Here is a 25,273-nt window from a genome sequence, read left to right on the forward strand (position 1 = left end):
ATGACTCTTCTCGGCGATTTCGTCAGCCAACAGGATTTCGATCTTGACGACTTTCAGCTCCGCGCCTGCCAATCAATTGAGGCAGGGCGGGGCGTTGTCGTCTGTGCACCCACCGGTGCGGGCAAGACCATTGTTGGCGAATTCGCTATTTATGCAGCTCTTGAGCGCGGTGGCAAGTGCTTTTACACCACACCTATCAAGGCGTTGAGCAACCAGAAGTACCACGACCTAGTCGAGGACTACGGCGAAGACCGCGTGGGCCTGCTCACTGGAGACACTTCGATTAACGGCGACGCAGACATCGTGGTGATGACCACCGAGGTGCTGCGCAATATGATTTACGCGAACTCACCGACGCTGAAGAAACTCACGCATGTGGTGATGGACGAGATTCACTACCTCGCAGACCGCGAGCGCGGCGCTGTCTGGGAAGAGGTTATTTTGAACCTCGACCAGTCCGTGGCCGTCATCGGTTTGTCGGCGACGGTGTCCAACTCCGAGGAGTTCGGTCGCTGGCTTTCCACGGTGCGCGGGCACACGGACGTTATTGTCACGGATCTGCGCCCGGTTCCGCTGCATCAGCACATGCTGGTGGGAAACCGGCTCTATCCACTCTTCGAGGCGAAGTCGGACAAGGTCAATCAGGACCTGTTGGAGGCGTGCCGTCGTGCCGAGTTCGGCTACGGCGACGCTGGGGCCAGGGAGCGCTACCAGTACAAAAAGCACAAGGGCGGTGGACGCTCGTATAGCTGGGGCGATAAGGGGCAGCGCAAGTTCCGCCCGCCGAAGCGCGGCGATGTTATCCGCATGCTCGGTTCCATGAACATGCTGCCCGCAATTGTTTTCATCTTCTCCCGCGCGGGCTGCGAAGGCGCGCTGGCGCAGGTCGGCGCTACTCGCGCAGAGCTCACTGACCGGGATGAGCAGGAGCGCATCGCCAAGATCATCGATGACGGTGTTGCGCACATTCCGAAGGAAGACCTGCAGGTTCTCGGCTTCCTGCGCTGGCGCCGCATTCTCATCCGTGGTTTTGCGGCACACCACGCGGGCATGCTGCCGACGTTCCGGCACATTGTCGAAGAGCTCTTTAACGAAGGCCTGGTCAAGGTCGTCTTCGCCACCGAGACGCTCGCACTGGGCATCAACATGCCTGCCCGCACGGTCGTGCTGGAGAAGCTGGTCAAGTTCAACGGCGAAGCACATGTGGATCTCACGCCGGGTCAGTACACGCAGATGACCGGTCGCGCTGGCCGCCGCGGTATCGACACTGTCGGCAACGCAGTGGTGCAGTGGGCCCCGGCAATGGATCCGAAGGCTGTCGCAGGGCTGGCATCTACGCGCACATATCCGCTGATTTCCACCTTCGCGCCGAGCTACAACATGAGCGTCAACCTCCTGCAGACGCTCGGCTACGAAGGCTCGAAGCGCGTCATGGAGCGCTCATTCGCCCAGTTCCAGGCGGATGGCGACATTGTCGGAGTCGCCGCCGAACTGTCCAAGGCCAAGCAGGAAGCCGCGGCCCTGCGTACGGAATTGCTCGGCAGGGGAGCCGATGCGCACGCTGAAGGGGCGGAGGCTGAAGCGTCGTCGTCAAGCGAGGAAGGCAGTTCGCGTGACGACGAGCGCCTAACCCAGATGCTTGAATACCTGGATCTGCGCGCGAAGCTGACCCAGGAGGAGAAGAACGCCAAGCGCCGCAATATTGAAGACCGCCACACGGAAACAGTGACCGCGCTGCGCAGACTCCGTCGAGGCGAGGTTATTCCGCTGCCGAAGGGTAAGAAGGTGCAGCTGGCGGTGGTGTACCGAGAGGACCATTCGAAGTCGAATCCACGTCCCGGTGTCATCAGTGTCGGCGGGTTCGTGGGGCGTGTGGAGCCGCATATCTTCCCAGCGGCGCCGCAGACGGTCGGCGCGATTAGGCTGCCTCGGGATGCGGACCGGCATCCGCGACGTGCGCTCGGAATTGTGCGCGCAGAGATTGGCCGCAAGGGGCTAAAGGGACCAAAGCGGCTGAAGCGTCGCACTGGTGGCAACTCGCCGGCGGTGAGGAAGCTGCGACAGGAGCTGCGCGAGCATCCGCTACATGGCGATCCTGCGGTGGAGACGATGGCTCGTCACGCCGATACGCTACGGCAGGCCGAGGCGCATGTGGCCAAGCTGCAAAAGCGCGTCGATTCCGCCTCGGATACATTGGCGCGCACATTCGACCGCATGCTGCAGTTGCTAACACAAATGGACTACGTGGAATGGCCGGAGAGCGCGGAGCCGACAATTACCGAGGAAGGCCTGCGGCTGGCGCAGATTCACAACGGCTCGGATTTGCTGGTGGCCACGTGTCTGCGCCGCGGTATTTGGGATGATCTGGACCCCGCGGAACTGGCCGGTGCGGTGTCGAGTTTGGTCTTTGAAAACCGCAAGGCCAGTCAAGGCAGTGACGAGGTGCCTACCGAGCCGCTGGCCAAGGCGCTGGGGAACACCTACCGCATCTGGGAGGAACTGTCGGAGGACGAGCGCCGTTACCGGCTGCCGGTAACGGACTTGCCGGATATGGCTTTTGCCACCGCAATTCATCAGTGGACTGCGGGTGCACCGCTGGGGTACTGCCTGCAAGCCGCCGCCGAGAGTGGCGCGGAGCTGACCCCGGGCGACTTTGTCCGCTGGTGCCGTCAGGTCATTGACCTGCTGCAGCAGATCAAGAAGACCGGCTACTCCACGGACATTCGCGACAAGTCCGCCGAGGCTATTCAGGCAATTCGCAGGGGCGTAGTGGCGCTGAACAATTAGTTGCCGGTTACGTTGGTCAGCCGAAGCCTCGCCGCCCCGAGGCCACTCAACCGGCGACGGGCACAGGCCGACGGGTACAGTTGGCAACTATGAGCAACGGTATCTTTAGCTTTGACATCTATCAGCAGCGTCTGGATCGCACTGCGGAGCTACTCCGCAGCCGCGATGCGGACGCTGCAGTCTTTGGAACCGGCGCTGACCTGCAGTATCTCATTGGTTCTGCGGTCACTTCGCATGAACGCCTGACCGCGCTGGTGGTCACTGCATCCGGCACCACCACGCTGGTACTGCCCGCTGTTGAGCGCGGGGACCTGCCACTGTGTGCAATCGGTGACCTCAATGCCGATGTGGTGTTGTGGGAAGACGGCCAGAATCCGCACCGCATTGTCGCCGACTTGGTGGGCCACGTGGGCACCCTCGCAGTGGGAGCCTCTTTGACCGCTGACCACTTGATTCCTATCCAGGATCTCACCGGAGCTAAGACTGTGTTGGCCGGAGACCTTCTGAAGGAACTGTTCATGCGCAAGGACGCCGCTGAGATTGATCAGCTGCGCGAGGCCGGCGCCGCTATTGACCGCGTTCACGCTCGTGTGCCGGGTATGCTGCGCGCAGGTCGCACTGAGCGCGAGGTCGCCGATGAGATTTCGGCTGCCATCCTGGAGGAGGGGCACGTCGCCATTGACTTCGTCATTGTCGGCTCCGCTGAAAATGGTGCGAATCCGCACCACGATTTCTCCGACCGCGTCATCGAGGAAGGTGACGTGGTGGTCGTCGATATCGGAGGCACCTTGCCGCTTGGCTACCACTCCGATTGCACGCGCACCTATGTCGTCGGCAAGCCGGGGGAGAAGGAAGCTGCAGCGTGGGCGGCTCTGCGCAAGGCGCAGGAAGCTGCCGTGGCGGCGGTGCGCCCCGGTGTGACGGCTGCAGAGATCGATGCGATTGCGCGTAATAGCCTCACCGCTGCGGGCTACGGCGAGTACTTCATTCACCGCACTGGTCATGGCATTGGCCTGTCCACGCATGAAGAGCCGTTCATTATGGCTGGCAATGAGCTCAAGCTCGAGCCTGGCATGGCGTTTTCGGTGGAGCCGGGTGTGTACCTGCCGGGTGAGTTCGGTATGCGGCTGGAAGACATCATCGTTGTCACCGAAGACGGCGGAGAATCGGTCAATAATGGTCCGCACGATTTAATTACCGTCTAATCGAGGTTTAGAGGAAAGGTATTTTCTAGCGCATGGGACACGTACTCGTTCTTGGTGCCACCAGCGAGATCGGCGGGGAAGTTGCCGCGCGACTGGCCAACCACAACACCTTCACGCTCGCTGCGCGCCGCACTGAGGCGCTCGACGGCATTGCCGGTCGGCTCATCGACTCCGGTGCCGTCGCGGTGCACCGCATCCACTTTGATGCCGATGACATCGCGGCACACCGCCAGTTCGTCGAGCACGCCTGGCAGCACGGTCCCATCGACACGGTGATTGTCGCGTTCGGTATCCTCGGTGATCAACGGAAGTGTGAGGAGTCCGGCGAGGCTGCTGCGGCAGTCATTCATACCGACTTCACGGCACAGGCGTCGATTCTCACTGAGATTGTCGCGCGCATGGAGTCCGACATCGCCGCCGGCACGCTGCCTGTGCGCGATAAGGTTGCGGGCCGCATCATGGCCTTTTCCTCTATCGCAGGTGCCCGCGTGCGCCGCGCCAACTACGTCTACGGTTCGGCGAAGGCCGGTCTCGATGGTTTCCTCCAGGGCATGCAGGACCGCCTGCACGGGAGCCATATTCAGCTGACGATTGTCCGGCCTGGCTTCGTCATCGGCCGCATGACCGAAGGCATGAAGCCGGCACCGATGTCCTCGCGCCCCGCCGAAGTCGCTGAGGCCGCCGTCACCGCTTTCGACGGTCGGAAGCCCCACGTCTGGGTTCCGCGCAAATTGGCATTGCTCGCCCGCGCCACACATCTGACTCCGCGCTGGATTTGGCGGAAGATGCCCCGATGAGCCCAAAGCTTCGCGTCGTCGGCATCGGCTGCGACGGGTACGCTGGTCTATCCGCGCGCGCTGTCGATGCGTTGTCGTCGGCTCGCCGCATCATTGGCTCTCCCCGTCAGCTCCATTTGCTTGCCGACGTCAACCTGGACGCCGACCTCTCACCTTGGCCAGGTGGCTTCTGGAAGGACTGGCAGGCCACCCTGGCAGATATTGACCCCGCAGTCGATGTCATCCTCGCCAGTGGGGATCCCATGTTCCACGGTGTAGGGGCGTCCCTAGTTCGGGAGCTCGGCCGTGGCGCCGTGGAGGTTATTCCAGCGCCATCGTCAGCCTCATTGGCCTGCGCCTACCTCGGCTGGCCCTTGCATGGCACTCCGGTGATTTCGCTGGTGACAGGGGAGCCGGGGCTACCTGGAGCCGCGCGTGTGGTACCGGTAGCGGATTCGATGCGGCCCTTCCTGGTGCTGTGCCGAAACGCGGACTCAGTAAAAGAGGTCGCTACGGTTTTAGCCGACCGCCCAGACACCAAGCTCACCGCGCTGACCAATCTCGGCGGCACGGAAGCTACAGGGATGCCCGAGTCCGTTGCCAAAGGCACGGTGGCGAACCCACCGGTTGCAGCTGGAAACCTCACGGTGCTGGCGGTGGAGCCGTCGGGAAGCGCGCGCGGCTGGCTGCGCGACGATGACTTTGATTCGGATGGCCAGCTGACGAAGGCGCCGATTCGCCAAATGACGGTCGCTGCGCTGGATCCGCGGCCGGGAGCTCTGCTGTGGGATGTCGGCGGTGGCACGGGCTCGATTGGCATTGAGTGGGCTCGGCACGGCGGACGTGCGGAAATTTTCGAGCGCGATGCTGTTCGTGCAGAGCGAATTGCTAAGAATGTGGCGGCTCTGTCTGGCAATGTGACCGTCCACCACGGAGCGGCACCAGCGGTGTTGGCAGACTCGAATCTTCGCCCAGATGCCATTTTCATCGGCGGAGGTCTCACTGCTGACGGAATGATTGAAACCTGTTGGCAACGCCTTGCCCCGGGAGGCACCATCGTCGCAAACACCGTGACGCTGGAGTCGGAGGCTCTGCTGTGGCAGGCGCGTCGCGACTATGGCGGGGATGTCACCCGGATTTCCGTGGAGCGCGCAGGTGCAGTCGGCAGTTTCACTGCGTGGCGCCCTGCGTTGCCGGTGGTGCAGTGGGTGGCGGTGAAGCCAGTAGAGCCTGCGCTACCATAGACGTAATTTCTTTGTCTAGAAAATATTGAGGACTCTGTAACTCACAATGACTGTGTATTTCATCGGTGCAGGCCCGGGGGCAGCGGATTTGCTGACGCTGCGTGCGGACCGGCTTATTCGCTCCTGTCCCGTGTGTCTTTACGCGGGATCGATTGTCCCGCCTGAGGTGCTGGAGAACTGTCCCGAAGGCGCAGAGATTATCAATACCGCGCGTATGCCGCTGGATACCATCATCGAGACCATTCAGGCAGCGCATGCGGCGGGCAAGGATGTCGCACGCCTGCAGTCCGGCGACCCGTCGGTGTGGTCGGCGCTGGCAGAGCAGGTTCGCCGTCTCAGCGAGCTTGGCATTGACTACGAAATCGTTCCGGGTGTGCCGGCATTTTCCGCGGCTGCGGCCGCTCTCGGCCACGAGCTCACGGTGCCAACTGTTGGCCAGTCGGTGGTGCTGACTCGTATCTCCGGGCGCGCTTCCAAGATGCCGGAGGGCGAGACCCTGGCGAACTTCGGCCGCACGGGCGCAACTCTGTGCATTCACTTGGCCGCCCACGACATCGATCGTGTGGTCGAGGAGCTCACCCCGCATTATGGTGAGCACGGTCCGGTGGCAGTCGTGGCTTTCGTATCCCGTCCGGAACAGGTTATTCTCCGCGGCACGCTGTCTGATATCGCGCAGCAGGTCAAGGATGCAGGTGTGACTCGTACGGCTGTCATCATTGTCGGCAAGGTGCTCACCGCCGAGGCGTTCCCGGATAGCTACCTCTACAGCGATGATCGTCCACGCGATGAACACGGACGGACCATTCCATGCGTGCACTAATTCTGGGTGGAACTGCTGAAGCCCGCGCCCTGGCCAAGCGTCTAGTGGGCGAGGGCTGGTTTGTCACCTCTTCACTGGCCGGTCGCGTTTCTAACCCGAAGCTGCCCGTCGACAATGTCCGCATTGGCGGTTTTGGCGGTCCCGCAGGACTGACTCGGTGGCTCATCTCCGATGCCACTGAAGTCATCATCGATGCCACGCATCCGTATGCAGAACAGATCAGCGAATCTGCTGCTGAAGCTGCCCGAGCCACCGGTATTCCGCTTGTTGCGCTGCATCGCCCTGCGTGGGAGAAGCAGCCTGGCGACAACTGGATTGAGGTGTCCTCCATGCAGGAGGCCGCGGACGTTGTTGCCGACCGTTTCTACAGCCCGTTTCTCACTATTGGCCGTCAGCAGCTTGCTCCATTTGCCGGTGATTCCAACGGCCGTTACCTCATTCGCTGTGTGGAACAGCCCGCGCCGCCGCTGCCGAAGAATCGGAAGATTATTCTCAGCCGTGGGCCTTACGATGTCGCAGCGGAGCGCAAGCTCATGCGGGATTACGCCGTGGACTGCGTGGTAACCAAAAACTCCGGTGGTGCTGCTACTTACGCCAAGATTGAGGCAGCCCGCGACCTGAAGAAGCCGGTCGTTATCGTGCAGCGCCCGCAGCTGCCCGGCGCGGATATCGCCACCGTCGCCACAACGGTGGATGAGGCGTACAACGCCGTCATCCGCCGGGCATAGCGGCTAACGCAGCAACTCGCCAGTTCCGCTGGTGCCGCCCTCACCGTAGTGGCGTGCGGTGTAGACCCGAGTGGTCTTGCCGGCACGATACGCCTTTGTCGACGACGAACCAATAATCACCATGGTCCGCATATCGACGACATCCGGGTCGAACTCCGCCAGCGTGGTCACGGTGACGTGTTCCTGCTCCGAGCCGACTGCCCGCGCCACAATCACAGGCGTTGTCGGCTCGCGGTATTCCAAAGCCAAGGCACGCAGCTCTCGAATCTGCCATCTCCGCGACTTGGAGGCCGGGTTGTAGACAGCAAACGCCATGTCCGCACCGGCTACAGCACGCACTCGCTTAACGACGACCTCCCAGGGCTTCAACCTGTCGGAGAGACTGAGCATCGCAAAGTCATGGCCAAGGGGAGCACCCACTCGACTTGCGACAGCCTGAGCAGCAGTCATGCCCGGCACGACTCGAACTGGAATGTTTCGCCACATATCGTCGTCAGCGACTTCCAGCACTGCGGCCGCCATGGCGAAGACCCCCGGGTCACCGGAACTGACCACCGCAACTCGACCTCCACGCTTGGCTATATCCAGCGCCATAGTGGCTCTCTCTGCCTCTACGCGGTTGTCGGAGAGGTGGCGGCGTTGCCCGGCGCGCTCAGGAACCCGGTTGATGTAGGTGGAGTAGCCAACCAGATCCGTGGCCCGGGCCAGTTCCTCAGTGACTTCTGGGGTGGTCCAGCGCTCCGCACCCGGGCCCAGGCCGACAACGATAACTTCACCGACCGCTGGGGTAGCCGACTCAGTCGCCGTATCGGTGGCTACACCGGTCGCCACATCATTAGCTGGCTCTGATGCTCCAGATACGCTCCGTTCAGTGCCGTAGACAGCGGAAGGCACGACGGCTACTGCAAAGTACGGAACTTTCTCCGGGTCTGCATCGACCAGCGGGTAGCTGGTGTGCTCATTCATCGTTGCTCGCTCGACAACGTAGGCGCGCTCGAGCATGCCTGCGGACTGCAACGCTGTGCGCACCTTCTCAACGTTTTTCCCCAGCTTCATAATGACTACACAGTCTGAGGCGTCAAGAACCGCAGCGATGCGCTCGGAATCGGCGGTGGCTGGGACAACGCTGACGATTTCGGTAGCCTCGCCGAGCGGCTGACCAATCTCTGCTGCCGCCGCAGTAATGCTGGCCACTCCGGGGACAATCTCAGTGGGGAAGTCCTCGCTGAGAGCGTGGTGCAGATGCTGGTACGAGCTATAGAGCATCGGGTCACCGAGCGAAAGCACTGCAACACTTCGTCCCTCGGCCAAGTGCTTGTGCAGGCGAGCAGTGGCCTCTGCATAGAAACCGGCGAGCTGCTCGCGGTAGTCGACTGGGCGCCCGGTGGTCACCGGGTATTGCAATTGTTCTTCCACGGCAGCGTCGTCACGCGCGTCAATCAGTTCGGCGGCGATTGAGCGCGCCGTGGAACGTCCGTGAGTGCCGGCATGGTAGGCGATGACATCGGCTGTGCGGATGATGTCGGCACCGCGGAGTGTAATGAGACCTGCGTCGCCGGGACCGAGTCCGACGCCGTAGAGATGACCAGGCTGAGCACTGTAGGAGCCGGACATGGTTTAGATGATCTCCTTTGCGGTGGCAATGGCATTGAGGGCAGCACAGGTGATAGCCGAGCCACCGCGACGGCCGGTGACGGTGATGTACTTCAGCTCTGGGTTTTCGGCACCGGAGTCGATAGTGGCCTGCTTTGATTCCGCGGCACCGACGAAGCCCACTGGCATGGCCAAAATGGCAGCGGGCATGGGGAAGGAGCCCTCATTAATGCGGTTGAGCAGGTGGAAGAGGGCGGTGGGAGCGTTGCCGATGGCGACAACCGCGCCCTCTAGGCGTGGCTTCCACAGCTCCACGGCGGCAGCAGTGCGCGTGGTGCCGAGTTCTTGAGCCAGCTTGGGGACGCGCTCATCACGCAGCAGGCAGATGACCTCGTTGTCAGCAGGTAAGCGCTTGCGGGTAATACCCGAGGCGATCATGTTGACATCGGTGAAGATAGGAGCGCCTTCCTCGAGAGCCTGGCGAGCTGCGCGCACAGCTCCCGTGGAAAAGACGATGTCCTTGGCCAGGTCGGTCTGACCTGCTGCGTGAATCATTCTGACAGCGACGGTTTCCTCATCGGCATCGAAGCGGGAAAGATCGCTTTCTTCGCGAATGATGGCAAACGAGTTACGGTAAATATCCGCACCGTCGGTGTTGTACTCAAAGCGCTTCATAGGCTTAAAGCCTAGTCCACAGCAGTGACTTCGTATTCTCCGTCCCCGGTGGCGAGATAGTCGAAGTAACCGCCCTTGGGCTTGCCGCAGCGACGCTCACAACCGGAGAAGTGCACGCGCCCCTCGGGCAGTCGGCCATCGGCAATTGCGTGAGAAGCATCGCCGCGGGTGTCAGCCAGAGACTTTTTGCAGCCGGGGCGTCCGGTGCAGGCGCTGACGCGCAGCCAGGTGGACTTCCGATCGAAGATCAGACCATTGGGCGCCAATACCTTGACGACCTGTTCGGCAACTTCCTCTTCCAAATCATGCAGGATCAGCGAGTACCACGGAGTGATATGCACCGGCACCTGAGTGTGCGAGATCGCTCGGGCCAGACGCGCCGGGAGGACACCAAAGCGCAGGCCAGCGGCCAGGCTAACCAGGCCATCCGGCTGGTCAATCCAACCGATCTGGCGGGACAGCCCGGCGGTGGCATCGAAGATCTCAGCCGGAGTCGGCTCCTGGCGACGAACTCGCGCGCCCAATTCCTCGACTACGGCATCAGCAACGCGCTCGGCCGCATTGGCTTCGGCGATGCGCCAGGCTGAACCACGGCTGTCATTCCACACCTTCGCTGTGGTGATGAGAGCCTCCACGACGTCGTCACGCGAGACGACAAGCCCCGAGGTCGCGCCACCAATGATGAGTTCGAACGTGTTCTCATCGTGGGCGACAACACCGAAGTCGGGGCGCTCACCGAGCACGTCACCGCGGCCATCGTCGAAAGCCATGAGTGTGCGACCTGGCAGTGTTGCCAGCGACGGCTCCGCGATGAGGGCCTTGTCGAACTCTTGAACCAGGTCGCGCACATCAGCTTTACCGCCGACGCGACCGGACAGCGGCGACTGAAGAACGTTGCGTACGCGGTCGTGGCTGGTGGAGGGAACCAGCTTCTCTTCTTCCGCGGCATCGGCGAATGCGCCGGTGTTGGTGATGCCACGGATCTGAACATTGCCGCGGGAGGTGAAGTGAATATCACCGTCGCCGAAATTCTCGGCCAAATCGGCGAGTACGGCGAAGCCCGGCGCGGGGAGAAAGCCTCCGGGGAAGCGCAGACGACCAATTGCGCCATCAGCTGCGATATGAACCTTGCGGCTGCCGGGGCAACCGTCCTGACGAGTGCGGGTTCCTTGATCAGATGCAGTCATACTCTCAAGAATACGCAAACACACACAGAGCTGAGCCCCCGAAAACAGGGGCACATTATCCAGCCCCTTTCCAGCCCAACGAAACCATCCTGAAGTGGAGTTTTCATACCCCTCCGCAAAAACATACAAATTCTTCACTGAAAATCCACCGATCTACCTTTTTAAAACCTTATTGTTTTCATAACCTAACTTCCTCTGAATTAAGGGAAGTTTTCATTGGGTTTTCAATCTGGGGTTATTCAGGAGATTTCATGCCACATCACGACGCTGAAGCACTCACGCACGAGGCACACGACACCGTCGGCACCGGCCGTGCCTCGACACAGACACGCTCTGCTTCACGACGAAACCGTCGCACAATCCGAACGGGAATCGGGGTAGCGCTAGCAGGTCTTATGACCATCGGCCTGGCTACACCTGCAAACGCACAGCCACTAAACATCCCGGGCCTATCGGATAGTGGGCTGGCGGATAAGGTGTCGTCGTCAAGCGCAAACCGCGAACTGCCTGGTTTCGGCCATGTACCGAACCCGAATATGGAGAGGCTACTCGGCATCGAGAAAGACGATGAGGAGTCTGGTAGCGAGGGCGCAGGCAGGCAGCTGACCCCGGAACAGGCTCGCGTGGCCGCAGCCTCTCCGCTGAATTCTCTGCCGCTGACCCCGTCGCGCACGGCAAATGCCGGCATGCTGGTCAGCAGTGAGGATGCCGAGATGATGGTGAACGACAAGCTGTGGAATGTGGATGCCAAGCGTATTCACTACAACTCCACGGACTCCCTCGGAAATCCCAGTGTGGACACAGCCCTTGTGGTGACGCCGAAGACGGAGTGGAAGGGCAGCGGTCCGCGTCCGGTCGTCGCAATCGCGCCGGGCACGCAGGGTGGCGCGGAAAAGTGCGACCCCTCGGTATCCTCGCAGACCGGCCTAAAGATTGAGTTCGGTCCGTTGGACATTATTGCTCCATACGAGACGATCCCGATGGTCGCGAACTTGAAGCGAGGCGCGACTGTGGTGATGATCGACCACCACCGCAATTCCCAGGGTAACCAGGACTACGTCGACAACATCGCCTCGGCACAGTCACTGTTTGATGCCGTGTCTGCCTCACACGAGCTCGGCGTGGACAAAAATGCGCCCGTGGGAATTTATGGCTACTCCCAGGGTGGCTCCGCAGCCGCTGCAGCCGCTGAGCGTGCAGGTGTCTACGCTCCAGAGCTCAACGTCGCCGCATCTGCCGCCGGCGGCCCGCCGTCCGATCTCGCAAACGTCCTCGACCAGATTGATGGCACTACGCTGACCGCCGCGATTGCACTGGCAATCAATTCTGTCCTGGATAAGGATCCGGAGCTGCGCCGAGTCCTCAAGGAAGAAATCAGCCCCGAAGGCAAAGAACTGCTGGACAACGTGGGCAACTACTGCGCGGGTGGCTTGGGTTTCCATCACTCGTTTGAAACCACTGACCAGTACACGACTAGCGGTGAGTCACTCAGCGAGATGATTAAGCGCTACGAGCCGGTACAGAAGGAACTCGCACGCCAGCGCGTCGGCAACTTCGTCCCAAATGCGCCGGTGTACCTCTACTCGGGTGAGCATGATGACATCATCCCCATCAACCAGGTTCGCAAGCTGCGCGATTCCTGGCTGAATCTCGGCTTCACCGACCTGGAGTACGTCGAAAACACGACTTCACCGGTGCTACCGAAGACGGGCATTAACCATATCGTTCCGATGCTCGCGGAACTGACTAATGCCACCGACTTCCTCTGGTCCCACTTCCCAGATCAGCCGGCGGAGCAGTCGCTGGAACTCTAGCAATAGCCCCTGCAGTAGAGTGATGGAGAAATCCACTGCCATGCCGCTGACGAGAAGCTCGGTGAAAATCCGCACGGTCGCGCCACTGTCACAGTCAGACCTCGTCATCGGTTAGAAGGCAGACTCCCGCCGACCGGGGACGCGTTGCTCCCCAGGAAGTGAATGACTACACCGTGATTCTGCTGCTGTCGACCTCGGATACCGACCTTCTGTCCGCCCGCGCGGCCGCTCAGGCCAACCCGGAGGTGTCCTACCGTTGGGCAAACCCGGCGCGTCTGCTCGACGATGATTTGCCCACGCTTGCCGACGGCGCCGATGTCGTCATCATCCGACTTCTCGGTGGCCGCCGCGCCTGGGAATCCGGCATCGACTACTTTGTGAACTCCGGTATTCCCACCGTCCTCGTCTCCGGTGAGCAGGCACCCGATGCCGAACTCACCGAGTATTCGACAGTTCCCGCAAACGTTGCCACGCAAACGCACATTTACCTGGCGGAAGGCGGCGCAAAGAACCTCGCACAGCTGCACAATTTCCTGTCGGACACACTGCTTCTGACCGGTCTTGGCTTTGAAGAGCCCACTCGCATGCCGGCCTGGGGTTTCCTGGAGCGCGACTCCAAGGTGGCCACGGAAGATTCCCGCGGCACCGTCGGCATTATTTACTACCGCGCCCAGCACCTGGCGGGAAATACGCACTACATTGAGGCGCTTGCTGACGCGGTCGAGGCTCGCGGCTACGTCGCCAAGCCTATCTTCGCCGCGTCCCTGCGCACCGCCAGCGATGAACTGCTGGCAGAGCTAGCTTCCTGCGACGCGCTCATCACCACGGTGCTCGCCGCTGGCGGCAACCGCCCGGCACTCGCGCAGGCCGGCCAGGACGATGACGGCTGGGATGTCGCCGCACTCGCAGACCTGAACATTCCCATCATCCAGGGTTTGGCCCTGACTTCGTCCAAGGCGGCATGGGAGGACAACGACGAAGGTCTGTCGCCGCTGGACGTCGCAACACAGGTCGCCGTCCCCGAATTCGACGGCCGCATCATCTCGGTCGCGTTCTCGTTTAAGGAAATCGACTCCGACGAGCTCATTTCCTACGTCCCGGATCTCGAGCGTTGCGACCGCCTGGCCGGCATCGCCACCCGTTACGCCGCGCTCCGCCACATCAACAACGCTGACAAGCGCGTCGCCGTCATGCTCTCTGCGTACCCGACCAAGCACGCCCGCATCGGCAACGCTGTCGGTCTGGACACACCAGCATCCACGTTGAAGGTGCTGCACGCGCTTGCCGACGCCGGATACAACCTCGGCGACACCACCAAAATCCCCGGATATGCCACCGCCGAGGATGGTGCCGATGAACCAGATGCGTTCATGCACGCCATCATCGAGGCCGGCGGCCAGGACCCGGACTGGCTGACCGAAGAGGTTATGGAGGCAGCCGAGCTTCGCCTGCCCGCTGCCACCTACGAGAAGTTCTTCGCTACCTTGCCGGAAGAACTTCGCTCCGACATGCAGGACAAGTGGGGTGCCGCGCCGGGCACCCTGTACGTCCACCCGGATACCCAGGACATCTACATTGCGGGCCTGACCTTCGGCAATGTCGTGGTCATGGTGCAGCCACCGCGCGGTTTCGGTGACAACCCGGTGGGTATCTACCACGACCCGGATCTGCCGCCGACGCACCATTACCTGGCCTGCTACCGCTTCCTGTCGCTGCCGCAGGCGGAGGGCGGTTTCGGCGCCGATGCCGTGGTTCACATGGGCAAGCACGGCAACCTGGAGTGGCTGCCGGGCAAGACCGTCGGCCTTTCCGCTTCCTGCGGCCCGGATGCTGCCATCGGCGAGCTGCCAATGATCTACCCCTTCCTGGTCAACGACCCGGGCGAAGGCACACAGGCCAAGCGCCGTGCTCACGCCACGCTTGTCGACCACCTCATTCCGCCAATGGCCCGCGCCGAATCCTACGGTGACATCACCCGTCTGGAACAGCTTCTCGACGAGCACCAGAACATCTCCGCCATGGATCCGGCCAAGCTGCCGGCCATCCGCCAGGAGATTTGGACGCTGCTGACCGCCGCGAAGATGGACCGCGACCTCGGCTGGGACGAGCGCCCGGACGAGGAGGTCTTCGATGACATGCTCATGCATGTCGACGGCTGGCTCTGCGAGATTAAGGACGTCGCCATCCGCGGTGGCCTCCACGTGCTCAGCCAGGCACCGGAAGACGAATCTCTAATCGGCACTGTGACCACCATGTTGCGCGCCCGCCAGCTGTGGGGCGGCAAGCAGACCCTGCCGGGCCTGCGCGAAGCTCTCGGCCTGGCCGAGGACGGCACCGATGAACGCCACGCTGTGGACTCTATCGATGCACTGGCTACGGCGCTGGTAACCGCCGTGGTGAAGAATCCCGACCAACCGGTGACACAGATCGCGGCTGATGTGCTCGGCTCCGAGGAATTTGCCGATATCGCGGCACCAAACGGCCTCGACCAGGTCGTCGAGCTGCTGCAGTTCACCCGCGACGAAATTCTCCCGCGCCTGGCTGCTACCAGCGAGGAGATCCCACGCATTCTTTCTGCTCTCGATGGCGAATTCGTCCCGGCTGGCCCCTCCGGCTCACCGTTGCGTGGCCTGGTCAACGTGCTGCCGACTGCCCGCAACTTCTACTCGGTTGACCCCAAGGCGGTGCCGTCGCGCCTGGCTTGGGAAACCGGTGTTAACCTCGCCGATGGCCTGATTGAGCGCTACCGCGCCGACCACGGTGAGTACCCCAAGTCGGTTGGTCTGTCGGTGTGGGGCACTTCCGCCATGCGTACCTCGGGCGATGACATCGCCGAGGTGCTCGCGTTGATTGGTGTGCATCCGGTGTGGGATGACGCATCTCGCCGTATTGTCGGCCTTGAGCCGATTCCGCTGGAGGAGCTGGGCCGCCCGCGCATTGACGTGACCGTCCGTATTTCCGGCTTCTTCCGTGATGCGTTTCCGCATGTTATCGACCTTTTGGATGATGCGTTTCAGCTCGTCGTCAAGCTTGATGAATCCGATGAGGACAACTACGTGCGCGCCCATGCGAAGGCCGACCAGCAGGAGCGCCCGCGTCGCATCTTCGGTTCCAAGCCGGGCACCTATGGAGCTGGCCTGCTGCAGCTGATCGATTCCGGTTCCTGGCGCGATGACGCGGACCTGGCAAAGGTCTACACGACCTGGGGTGGCTACGCCTATGGCCGCGGTGTCGATGGGGAAGAGGCAGCTGACGACATGAAGACGGCCTACCGCCGTATTCAGGTTGCCGCGAAGAATGCCGATACCCGCGAGCACGATATCGCCGACTCCGATGACTACTTCCAGTTCCACGGCGGCATGATCGCCACGGTCCGCGCACTGACGGGTTCCGCTCCGGAGGCCTATGTGGGCGATTCCACCCGCCCGGACGCCGTGCGCACCCGCACCCTGCACGAGGAGACGCGACGCGTCTTCCGTGCCCGCGTGGTCAACCCACGCTGGATGCAGGCAATGCGTAACCACGGCTACAAGGGCGCCTTCGAAATGGCCGCAACCGTCGACTACCTCTTCGGTTACGACGCGACGGCGCAGGTCATGGATGACTGGATGTACGAAACGCTTACCGACGAGTACGTTGCGAACCCGGAAAACCGCGAGTTCTTTGAACAGTCGAATCCGTGGGCTCTGCACGATATTTCCGAGCGCCTGATGGAGGCCGCCGAGCGCGGTATGTGGGAAAACCCCGACCAGGAACGCATGGATCTGCTGCGCCAGACCTACCTGGATACAGAGGGCGACTTGGAGGAGCGCGCTGACCGGTAGGCGACCGCTAGTCGTCGTCTAACCGGCCGATAGCCGTAACCACTTGCTCATCTAGTGGCGGTTACACTGGGGAACTATGAGCAAGTGGTTCACAATTATTTACCTCATCGCCGAGATTGCGGCCTTTATCGCACTTGGTGAATGGATTGGCTATGGCTGGACCGTCCTGCTGGTTCTGGGTCTATTCATTCTGGGATTGGTTTTCGCCGCCATCGAGTTCAAGCGCATCTACCAGAAGTTGCTGCTGGATACTTCTCGTACTCTTACTGAGTACGGACAGAAGCATCCGGAGGAGGCAATCAAGCGCTCGGCAAAGGGCGCGGGACACTTTGTGGCTGACTCGGCAATCCTGTTGGTTGGCTCTTGGCTGATTGCCCTGCCGGGCGTCGTCTCCACGGTTGTTGGTTTCCTCATGGTGCTACCGCCGACTCGCTGGCTGATTCGTAAGAGCGGATCGGTGGCGCTGCTCAACGGACTCCGCAACTTCAGTGACCGCAGCATGATGGTGGTCTCTCAGTACGGCATGAACCCGGGTGCTCCAGGAACTGGCGCTGGTGCTGGCGGTTTTTCGGGTTTCCCTGGATTCTCTGGTGGTTTCCCGGGTGCGGATGGCAAGGCCTTCCCACAGGATAAAATCGTCCCACCGGCACCGGACAACGCCTGGGATGATGACCAGGACGACAGCGACAAGCGCTAACTCAAAAACTCGCAAACGTAGAGAGTTCTCTTATACAAGTGCACACTAACCGCCAAGCGCGCTCCAGCGAGCACGGGAACGTCGCTCAGAAAGACGCTTCGAAAGACATTCTGGAGAATCCGAATCGCTGGCAGGCGCGCTTTCGCGCGCTTACCCCACTAAAGCAGCGCCTCGTTCTCGCCTTCATTGCAATCCTCGCTGGTGGATTGCAGTTCTTAAGCTATGCGCCCATGAGCTGGTGGTGGACGGCCTGGATCGGCCTCGCCCTGCTCATTTTTGCCTTCTTCTGCGCAGCCGATTGGAAATCCAGCGTAGTGGTGGGCTTCAGCTGGGCAACAGCGACGGCTCTTTTCTCACTGCCGTGGATCGGCTCCTTCGTCGGCATTGGCCCCTACGTGGCGCTCTCAATTGTGCTGGGACTGCTCGCAATTCCGGCGGCGCTTGCGATGTGGCTGATTGCCCAATCCAGTTTCCCCCTCGCGCTGAAGCTCCCTGGCATGGCCGCTGCGCTCGTGGCAGGGGAGGCGCTGCTAGCCCGCTGGCCTTTCGGAGGCTTCCCCTGGCTCCGCGTTGCCTGGGGGCAGGTCGACGGCCCGCTGGCCCCAGCAGTGGCAATCGGCAGCACTGCATTGGTCACTTTCCTCGCTGCTTGCGTTGGTGCGGGACTGGTCGCGCTCACGCTACGTTCCTATGCAACCTCCGCTGCGCTTTTGGTGGGAGCGTTATTCGTCGGCTGGGTTCTTCCTGCGTGGACCCAACCGCTGCCTGAGCCTACGGCCGCTGACAACACCCGTGTCGCGGTTATCCAGGGCAATGTTCCGCGCCTCGGTTTAGAGTTCAATGCCCAGCGCCACGCAGTCCTGCAAAACCACGCCGATGCCACCAATGAGCTGGCCCGACGTGTCCACCAAGGTAAGGAAGAGCAGCCGGACATCGTCATCTGGCCCGAAAACTCCTCCGATGTCAGCCCGTTTACGGATGGGGAAGCGGCACGCATTATCGAAAACGCCGCGATGAATATTGGCGCTCCCATCGTGGTCGGCACCTTTACCTACACCAATGGGGTGCAAAACACCATGGTGGTCTGGGATCCGCAGACCGGCCCCGGCGACCAGCACGAGAAAATCTATCTCCAGCCCTTCGGCGAGACCATGCCATTCCGCGAACTGCTACGTCACTTTTCCGACATGGTCGCTCACGCCGGAGACATGACTCCGGGCAACGGCGATGCCGTGGTTACAACGCCAGGCACCGATGGTTTAAAGAAGGTCAATCTAGGCGTGGCCACCTGTTACGAAGTGGTCTTCGATGGTGCCTTCCGCAACGCAGTCAAACACGGCGCAACCATGCTGGCCACGCCCACAAATAACGCCACCTTCGGTTTCACCGACATGACCTACCAACAGCTGGCCATGAGCCGCATGCGAGCCATGGAGTTCCAACGCTCCACGGCCGTCGCCGCAACCAGCGGTGTGAGCGCGATTGTGGATGCGCACGGAGACGTCGTAAAGCGGAGCAAAATCTTCGAGCAGAAGGTACTCACTGAAACTCTGCCTCAGTACGCCCACCTGACTTTTGCAGCCCGCTTCGGGACGTGGATTGAAGGTCTACTGACCGCATTCGGTATTCTTTGTGTGGTTGGTGCCGTCCTGCGTCGCCGTGGCGGAGATGCCAGGGCAGGCGCAGATGAAGTTGATGGCCGGGATACTGAGCAGAACATGCACTAAGGAGAATCACGAGTGACTGCCCTAAATGAGTCGACGCTGGTTGTCATTCCCACTTTCAACGAGCGGGAAAACCTGCCGGGCGTGATTGCACGCCTGCGCGCAGCGGAGCCTCGCGTCGACATTTTGGTTGTCGATGACTCTTCACCAGACGGCACCGGTGAGCTCGCCGATGAAATCGCTGCCGCTGACAAGTCGGACAACGGCGAAGAGCACATCTACGTCCTGCACCGCGAGGGCAAGGGCGGTCTCTGGGGTGCGTACCGCGCGGGCTTCGCTTGGGGTCTCGAGCGCGACTACGAGGTTCTCTGCGAGATGGATGCCGACGGCTCCCACGCACCAGAGCAGTTCCATCTGCTGCTGGAGAAGCTCGAGGACGGTGCCGATGTCGTCATCGGTTCCCGCTACATTCCGGGCGGCAAGACCGTCAACTGGCCAATGAGCCGTCAGGTTCTCTCCCGCGGCGGCAACCTCTACATCTCGCTGGCGCTCGGCGCGGGCATCTCGGATATCACCGCTGGCTACCGTGCTTATCGACGGGAAGTTCTCGAAACCCTTGACCTCGAGAACATTGGCAAGGCTGCGTACCTGTTCCAGACCGAGCTCGCTTTTGAGGCTGTACAGGCGGGCTTCTTGGTGGAGGAGGTTCCGATCACCTTTACTGAGCGCGAGTACGGCGAGTCCAAGATGGATGGCAGCTTTGTGAAGCAGTCTCTGCTGCAGGTCACCAAGTGGGGATTCAAGCACCGCTCGCAGCAGGTAAAAAACCTGGGGTCGGAGATTGGTCGCCTGGCTGGTCACGAGTTTAAGCAGCGATTCCGCAAGTAGGGCTAGGGCAGCCCCAAAGATTGCGGCCTACCTGTGTGGAGACGGGCTGCCTGTATGACTGCGGGCTGCAAATGTGAATACGGGCTGCCTGTATGAATGGGGGCTGCAAATGTGAAACTGTCTTAGTTTATGACAGTTTCAAGCCATTTTTCAGGCCATTTTTGTCATAAACGCAGTCAGTAACTCGGATCGGCCCGCCGCAGCCAGGCACCAACAAAAAACGGGCCCGAATAAGGAGCAAAACCTTATCCGGACCCATTTTGCAGCATGTAATTCACAGCTGCAGCGCCCTAAAGCTCACTAGCGCAAGCCAGCTCAAACCTTAAGCGTTCTTCTCTGCTTCTTCGGCTTCCTTCTGAGCCTTCAGCAGGCGAGCGGCGTTACGACGACGCTTGCGCAGCAAGTCAACACGCTCATCCAGCAGCACGTCGAGCTCCTCGATGGAGCGGCGCTCACGGAGCATGTCCCAGTGAGTCCTCGGCGGCTTCACCGGCTTGGCTTCAGTGCCTTCGCCTTCAACCAGCTCACCAATTTGGCCATTCTTGCACAGCCATTCACCTGGAATTTCCGCGTCATCCGCGAATGGGACCTCGAAGATCTCACCGGATTCAGTGCGGTAGCGGACCATCATTCGCGGCGCGAGGTCATGATCGCGATCGGTCTCATACGAAACGGCGCCCATGCGACTGCCACGAAGAACTCGATCTGCCATGTGGAACGTGCCCCCTTTGGTAGAAATACTAGACCACACATTATAACGCCTTAATCTGTATTCATGCCATAATTGACTTCTGTGTCAGATCAAAAGCCGAGCACAACTACTGCCAATTGCCAGTGGTGTGGCCGCGAAATGGAGGTCGCCATCCGCGGTCGCCGTCGCAAGTTCTGCAGCCAAGCCTGCCGGCAGCGTGCGTACGAAAAACGCACTGGCGTAGCAAAAGGCGCTTCCAGGCCGATTGCCGAGCGAATCAATTCGGATCTCACGCTAAAGACCGCCACCGATGCCACGAGCAGGCCGGCGGGCGATGACGTCGTAAAGCGAATAGGGGACGGGCTCTTCGAAGTACGTTGTCTCGCCGAAGACTTGCGCACCGCGCTTGACGACGGCATGGAGACTGCCGTCCTGCAGGAGATTACGCAGGAATTGATTATGAAAACGCGCGAGGTGGAACGGTTTATCCCATAGCGGATTAAAAGGATAGGATGAGCACTATGAATTCTGGTGTCCGTAAGTCAATTATTACTTTGATAGCCGTTGCAGTTGTTGCGCTCGCAATTGTTATTGTGGGGCCAGTTTTGTATCGCGTTTTCACGCATGAAGGGGTGCGTACAGAGGATTTCGAGGCCACGGAGCTGCCTGCAGCAACAACTGATGCGAATGGCACCTGGAAGATTATCGGTGGCGATAACTCACAGAACACCTCCGTTGGTTTTACTTTTAACGAGGTACTGCCGGGCAGCAGGCGGACGACGTCCGGTTCCACTCACGATGTCACCGGTGAGCTGAAGGTTGCTGACAACAATCTTGAGGACGCATCCGTTGTTGTTGATATGGCAACTCTGACTAGCGATATTGAACGTCGTGACATCAATGTCCGCAACAATATTTTCAGCGTTGAGCAGTACCCAGAAGCTAAGTTTGAGCTTGCAGAACCACTCGATATTTCGAGCATTCCAGATAACGGCCAGTGGGCGAATATCGAGATTCCGGGACGCCTGACCATCCGCGGTGTCACCAATGATGTCACCGTACCAATGAAGGCCGCTCGTACCGAAAACTTGGTTTTGTTGTCGGGCTCTTTGCCAATCAACCGCCTGGATTACAACGTGCGCCTGCCACAGTTTGTAGCTGCATCCATCGAGGAGAACGGCGAACTCAATCTGCGCATTGTCGCAGAGAAGCAGGACGCGTAGGACGCGTAGGTTTCGCGGCTGGCAGACACAGCCATCTAAAGAGAATCGCAGTAGCGCTAATCCAAAGAGGCTTATAGCCAGCGAAAATACACCTCGATTCGTCACTGTGACGCAATAAAGCCATTTAGTCACACACCACAGAAGTCCTGCCAAAAACAATTTTGGTAGGCCAGTTGGGAGTCACAACGATATGAACACCTACGAAGCAATGCTGCTCGCACGAAAGGTGCGAATGGTACTACTGATTATCTTCATTGCATTCGTGGCCTACAAGGGCGCGTGGTGGCTCGTGGCTGTCGGCATACTCCTGATTGGCATGACGCTGTGGCAGAACAAGCGGCTGCGGGAAGAGATTGCCGTCCGCAACGCGGATGAGCTTGCAGCGAACGCCAAGGACAATGAGCAATAATCCCGACGGCATAGATCAAGCGCCAAGATAGAACACGGCAGCAGAAAAGCGGCGGCGGAAAAAGCGGCAGCCCTGGAAATTCAGAAAACCCCAGGGCCAACCACTTTCATTATTTGTCCGATAATATACATTATGACATTTTGACCTAAGGGTCCCGTCCTCCCCATTACCGCCGATGCGCCATTACCGTCAGGTCTAACCAGCCGACCAGCCAGTCAGAATGAACCGCCAACCCGGACCGCTTTACTCACTCAGCAAACAACTATTTTTCGCTACACGTCTATTCAGGAATTTTTAGTAAGATTTCCCGCATGCCTGAACTCTCAGACACATCCAGCAGCTCAGACAGACCCAATACATCCGACACATCAGATAGATCTGGCTCGTCCGACGACCCAGAGCCTCGCGCCAACGTTGACGGGCTCTCTGTAGCCGCAGTAAGCGCAATCACCGCAGCAACCGCCGCAGCATCCTCAGCGAACGCAGCGAACACTTCAGGTGATGCCGCGTGATTGTATCCGCACTCATCGTCTTAGCGGTCTTTCTTTTCCTCGTTTTCGCCAACGCAATTTTCGTTGCTGTCGAGTTTTCCTACCTCACGGTTAATAGAAACGACGTCAAGAACGCCGCAAACGCCGGCTCAAGGTCCGCATATTTAGTAGACCGTGCTCTATCACGCACCTCTACTAACCTCTCCGGCGCACAGCTGGGAATTACGGTCACCAGCCTCGTCGCTGGTTTCCTGACCGGGCCTTCCCTCGGCGTCCTCCTCGAAGCCGCATTTGGTGGCACTAGCATCTCTCCCGCCACCGTCACTGCAATCAGCACTACGGGCGCTTTCATTATCGCGACCTTCACTCAAATGGTCTTTGGCGAACTCGTCCCCAAAAACTGGGCCATCGCCGAGCCCACTAAAGTCGCAAACCTCGTGGTCAGGCCACAGAATGCCTTCATGTTCGCATTCGGCTGGCTGGTCTGGCTACTCAACAGCGCGGCTAATTGGGTGCTAAAACGGCTCGGCTTCTCCCCTGAGGAAGAGGTCGCCAGTGCCAGGACGGCGGAGGAACTCCGTGCCGTCGTCACGCGCTCTAGCGATGAAGGAAAGATTAACCCGCAGACCGCCGAGTTGGTGGCGCGATCGATCGAGTTCGGCGAGCGCACGGCGGCTGATGTGATGACGCCACGCACACAGATCATCTTTATCGAAGATCAGAGCGTCGCAGAGATGCTGACGGTCGTCGCAGATTCCGGGCACGCCCGCTTCCCCGTCGTCGGCAACAGCGTCGACGACATTCGCGGCGTGGTGCACTACACCGATCTGCTCAGCGTGCCACACGCACAACGCTTGACGACGTCGGCTGCGAGCCTGGCCAAAGATGTACTCGTGGTGAACGACTCGACCACACTTGATCCGCTGATGCGTCAACTGCGTGAGGATGCATACCAGTTCGCAGTGGTTGTCGATGAGTACGGCGGCACGGACGGCATTGTGACGTTGGAGGATCTCGTCGAGGAAATCGTCGGTGAAATTGACGATGAACAAGACGATCGTTCGTTGCTCTACAGCCGGATTAGCCCCAATACGGTGATTGTTTCCGGTCTCATGCGCCCTGATGAGTTGGGAGAGATCCTAAACCTGGTCCTGCCGGAGGGCGAAGAATCCGACACTATTGGTGGATTTATCACCGAACGCTTGGATCGCATGCCTCGCTTCGGCGACACGATTACGGTCGAAGCCACCGACCACGAAAACCTCGATGAGGAGAACTTGCCTACCACCGCTGAAGTTGCTTTTCGAGTCGAGCGCATGGCGCGTCACCGCGTTGGCCGTATTCGTGTCCAGGTGGACCTCGCCGGCAACAAGGTCACGCGCACGGATGAAGGCGCTGACCAGGACGGCACCAGTCACAACCACGTCGAGCACAACAGCGAAAAGGAGGGCTAGAACATGCCACTACTTACTCTTATTTTGCTGTTGGCCCTCAATGCCTGGTTTGTCGCCGCTGAATTTGCGATGGTCTCGGCTCGCCGCGATCAAATTGAACCGGATGCCGTCAGCGGCTCTACCAGCGCAAAGTACGCGCTGCGCGGTATCGAAAACGTGTCGGTCTCCCTGGCGGCAACACAGCTGGGCATTACCGCCTGTTCCCTGCTCATCGGTGCCGTCGGCGAGCCTGCGATTGCGCACTTCTTCGAGCCCTACATGACAGCGCTGGGACTCCCCGCGGGCACCGCCCACGTGGTTGCGCTGGCGTTGGCGCTGCTGATTGTCACTTTCTTACACATGGTTGTCGGCGAAATGGTGCCGAAGAACATCGCTATTGCGGCTCCCAGCCCGACGGCGAAGTTCGTGGCTATTCCGCTGTATGTGATTGTGCGGGTACTCAATCCGGTTATCTGGGCGATGAATACGACGGCGAACATCGTGGTTCGCAAGATTCTTCGCGCCACTCCGAAGGACGAGGTCGATTCCTCCTTCACCGCTAGTCAGGTGCAGGATTTCGTCGCCGAGTCCGGGCGTCAGGGCCTTCTCGACAATGACGAGCTCGCGCTCCTCCACAAAGCTCTCGGCTTCGAGCATCTCACCGCCGCGGATGTCACTATGCAACTCGACACCCTCGTCACCATTGGCCCCGACGCCACTGTCGCCGACATCGAAGAGCTCAGCGCACGCACGCGCTTTTCCCGCTTCCCCATCACCGATGCCGATGGCAGCTTCATCGGCTACCTTCATGTCAAGGATTTGCTCTCGCTTGACGACGGTCACCGCGACCGACCCTTCCCGCGGAATCTGATTCGCACCTTCGCAAGCGTCAGCCCGGATGCCAAGCTCCAGACGGTCATGCGGCTGATGCAGCGCGAGCAGGCTCATTTCGCCTTGGTGACGGAGGAAGATAGTACTTCGGAGAACTCTGTCAACGGAATCGTTGCGCTGGAGGACGTACTAGAAGAGCTCGTCGGCGAAGTCCGCCAGGCAACAGCCTAGCGAGTGCGCCGACGAGCCCCGTCGATTCCGGGTTAAGTAGCAAAAAGTGTGTCTGACTTTCA

Annotated in this window: 21 protein-coding genes; 16 read left to right on the plus strand and 5 right to left on the minus strand. The window is 60.2% G+C overall.

Annotated features, from left to right (window positions below; all coding sequences use genetic code 11):
• From HMPREF2547_RS02280 to HMPREF2547_RS02305, 6 genes are all read left to right on the plus strand, one after another.
• Positions 1 to 2,787 (plus strand): DEAD/DEAH box helicase, encoded by a 2,787-nt coding sequence (locus HMPREF2547_RS02280; protein WP_070604600.1) that lies wholly within the window; start codon positions 1 to 3, stop codon positions 2,785 to 2,787.
• An 89-nt stretch (positions 2,788 to 2,876) separates the two neighbouring features.
• On the plus strand, positions 2,877 to 3,992 hold the full coding sequence (locus tag HMPREF2547_RS02285; protein ID WP_016422804.1) for a M24 family metallopeptidase: 1,116 nt from the start codon (positions 2,877 to 2,879) through the stop codon (positions 3,990 to 3,992).
• A gap of 32 nt (positions 3,993 to 4,024) precedes the next feature.
• Complete coding sequence (locus tag HMPREF2547_RS02290; protein ID WP_070602640.1) at positions 4,025 to 4,789, plus strand: SDR family NAD(P)-dependent oxidoreductase; 765 nt, start codon at positions 4,025 to 4,027, stop codon at positions 4,787 to 4,789.
• Complete coding sequence (gene cbiT / locus HMPREF2547_RS02295; protein ID WP_070546140.1) at positions 4,786 to 6,012, plus strand: precorrin-6Y C5,15-methyltransferase (decarboxylating) subunit CbiT; 1,227 nt, start codon at positions 4,786 to 4,788, stop codon at positions 6,010 to 6,012. The genes HMPREF2547_RS02290 and cbiT overlap by 4 nt, the downstream gene beginning before the upstream one ends.
• Before the next feature lie 46 nt (positions 6,013 to 6,058).
• Entirely contained in the window at positions 6,059 to 6,832 is a 774-nt protein-coding gene (cobM, locus tag HMPREF2547_RS02300) for a precorrin-4 C(11)-methyltransferase (RefSeq protein ID WP_070604602.1), read from the plus strand.
• Positions 6,820 to 7,560 (plus strand): cobalt-precorrin-6A reductase, encoded by a 741-nt coding sequence (locus HMPREF2547_RS02305; RefSeq protein WP_070604604.1) that lies wholly within the window; start codon positions 6,820 to 6,822, stop codon positions 7,558 to 7,560. The genes cobM and HMPREF2547_RS02305 overlap by 13 nt, the downstream gene beginning before the upstream one ends.
• A 3-nt stretch (positions 7,561 to 7,563) precedes the next feature.
• Here HMPREF2547_RS02305 and cobJ read toward each other — a convergent pair whose 3' ends face one another.
• From cobJ to cobG, 3 genes are read right to left on the minus strand one after another with little or no spacing between them, the layout of a single operon-like run.
• Complete coding sequence (gene cobJ / locus HMPREF2547_RS02310) at positions 7,564 to 9,174, minus strand: precorrin-3B C(17)-methyltransferase (RefSeq protein ID WP_070549300.1); 1,611 nt, start codon at positions 9,172 to 9,174, stop codon at positions 7,564 to 7,566.
• 3 nt (positions 9,175 to 9,177) lie between these two features.
• Positions 9,178 to 9,828, minus strand: a complete 651-nt coding sequence (locus tag HMPREF2547_RS02315; protein WP_048734062.1) for a precorrin-8X methylmutase — start codon at positions 9,826 to 9,828, stop codon at positions 9,178 to 9,180.
• 11 nt (positions 9,829 to 9,839) lie between these two features.
• The gene (gene cobG / locus HMPREF2547_RS02320; protein WP_070604606.1) at positions 9,840 to 11,015 is read right to left on the minus strand and encodes a precorrin-3B synthase; all 1,176 of its coding nucleotides are present in this window, start codon (positions 11,013 to 11,015) and stop codon (positions 9,840 to 9,842) included.
• A 251-nt stretch (positions 11,016 to 11,266) separates the two neighbouring features.
• Here cobG and HMPREF2547_RS02325 point away from each other — a divergent pair, with 251 nt between their 5' ends.
• The 5 genes from HMPREF2547_RS02325 to HMPREF2547_RS02345 all read left to right on the plus strand — a co-directional run bounded on the left by HMPREF2547_RS02325 (position 11,267) and on the right by HMPREF2547_RS02345 (position 19,902).
• Entirely contained in the window at positions 11,267 to 12,829 is a 1,563-nt protein-coding gene (locus tag HMPREF2547_RS02325) for a lipase family protein (RefSeq protein WP_049170527.1), read from the plus strand.
• Positions 12,830 to 13,002: 173 nt separating this feature from the next.
• The gene (gene cobN / locus HMPREF2547_RS02330; RefSeq protein WP_049170639.1) at positions 13,003 to 16,653 is read left to right on the plus strand and encodes a cobaltochelatase subunit CobN; all 3,651 of its coding nucleotides are present in this window, start codon (positions 13,003 to 13,005) and stop codon (positions 16,651 to 16,653) included.
• Between the two features lie 76 nt (positions 16,654 to 16,729).
• On the plus strand, positions 16,730 to 17,350 hold the full coding sequence (locus tag HMPREF2547_RS02335; protein ID WP_048734054.1) for an FxsA family protein: 621 nt from the start codon (positions 16,730 to 16,732) through the stop codon (positions 17,348 to 17,350).
• 38 nt (positions 17,351 to 17,388) lie between these two features.
• The gene (gene lnt, locus HMPREF2547_RS02340; RefSeq protein WP_070604608.1) at positions 17,389 to 19,077 is read left to right on the plus strand and encodes an apolipoprotein N-acyltransferase; all 1,689 of its coding nucleotides are present in this window, start codon (positions 17,389 to 17,391) and stop codon (positions 19,075 to 19,077) included.
• A 12-nt stretch (positions 19,078 to 19,089) separates the two neighbouring features.
• On the plus strand, positions 19,090 to 19,902 hold the full coding sequence (locus HMPREF2547_RS02345) for a polyprenol monophosphomannose synthase (RefSeq protein WP_016422816.1): 813 nt from the start codon (positions 19,090 to 19,092) through the stop codon (positions 19,900 to 19,902).
• A 322-nt stretch (positions 19,903 to 20,224) separates the two neighbouring features.
• On the opposite strand, the gene HMPREF2547_RS02350 is transcribed toward HMPREF2547_RS02345, so the two are convergent.
• The gene (locus HMPREF2547_RS02350; protein WP_005511311.1) at positions 20,225 to 20,614 is read right to left on the minus strand and encodes an RNA polymerase-binding protein RbpA; all 390 of its coding nucleotides are present in this window, start codon (positions 20,612 to 20,614) and stop codon (positions 20,225 to 20,227) included.
• Positions 20,615 to 20,695: 81 nt separating this feature from the next.
• Between HMPREF2547_RS02350 and HMPREF2547_RS02355 the strand changes: the two genes are divergently transcribed.
• The 3 genes from HMPREF2547_RS02355 to HMPREF2547_RS02365 all read left to right on the plus strand — a co-directional run bounded on the left by HMPREF2547_RS02355 (position 20,696) and on the right by HMPREF2547_RS02365 (position 22,225).
• Positions 20,696 to 21,088 carry a hypothetical protein gene (locus HMPREF2547_RS02355; protein WP_224783748.1) on the plus strand — a complete coding sequence of 131 codons (393 nt, stop codon included), beginning with the start codon at positions 20,696 to 20,698 and terminating at the stop codon, positions 21,086 to 21,088.
• Positions 21,089 to 21,105: 17 nt separating this feature from the next.
• Positions 21,106 to 21,816: a YceI family protein gene (locus HMPREF2547_RS02360; protein WP_070429697.1), complete on the plus strand. Its 711-nt coding sequence runs from the start codon at positions 21,106 to 21,108 to the stop codon at positions 21,814 to 21,816.
• A 190-nt stretch (positions 21,817 to 22,006) separates the two neighbouring features.
• The gene (locus tag HMPREF2547_RS02365) at positions 22,007 to 22,225 is read left to right on the plus strand and encodes a hypothetical protein (protein ID WP_049193535.1); all 219 of its coding nucleotides are present in this window, start codon (positions 22,007 to 22,009) and stop codon (positions 22,223 to 22,225) included.
• Between the two features lie 280 nt (positions 22,226 to 22,505).
• Here the strand turns inward: HMPREF2547_RS02365 and HMPREF2547_RS10700 are convergent, their stop codons facing one another.
• A complete protein-coding gene (locus tag HMPREF2547_RS10700) occupies positions 22,506 to 22,718 on the minus strand; it encodes a hypothetical protein (protein WP_141744325.1) in 213 nt (70 codons plus the stop codon).
• A 15-nt stretch (positions 22,719 to 22,733) separates the two neighbouring features.
• Between HMPREF2547_RS10700 and HMPREF2547_RS02370 the strand changes: the two genes are divergently transcribed.
• Complete coding sequence (locus HMPREF2547_RS02370) at positions 22,734 to 24,170, plus strand: hemolysin family protein (protein WP_049193536.1); 1,437 nt, start codon at positions 22,734 to 22,736, stop codon at positions 24,168 to 24,170.
• Between the two features lie 3 nt (positions 24,171 to 24,173).
• Positions 24,174 to 25,211: a hemolysin family protein gene (locus HMPREF2547_RS02375; RefSeq protein WP_070604610.1), complete on the plus strand. Its 1,038-nt coding sequence runs from the start codon at positions 24,174 to 24,176 to the stop codon at positions 25,209 to 25,211.
• Positions 25,212 to 25,273: the final 62 nt, after the last annotated feature.

It is taken from the genome of Corynebacterium sp. HMSC055G02 (assembly GCF_001809065.1).
Classification (GTDB): domain Bacteria; phylum Actinomycetota; class Actinomycetes; order Mycobacteriales; family Mycobacteriaceae; genus Corynebacterium; species Corynebacterium jeikeium_D.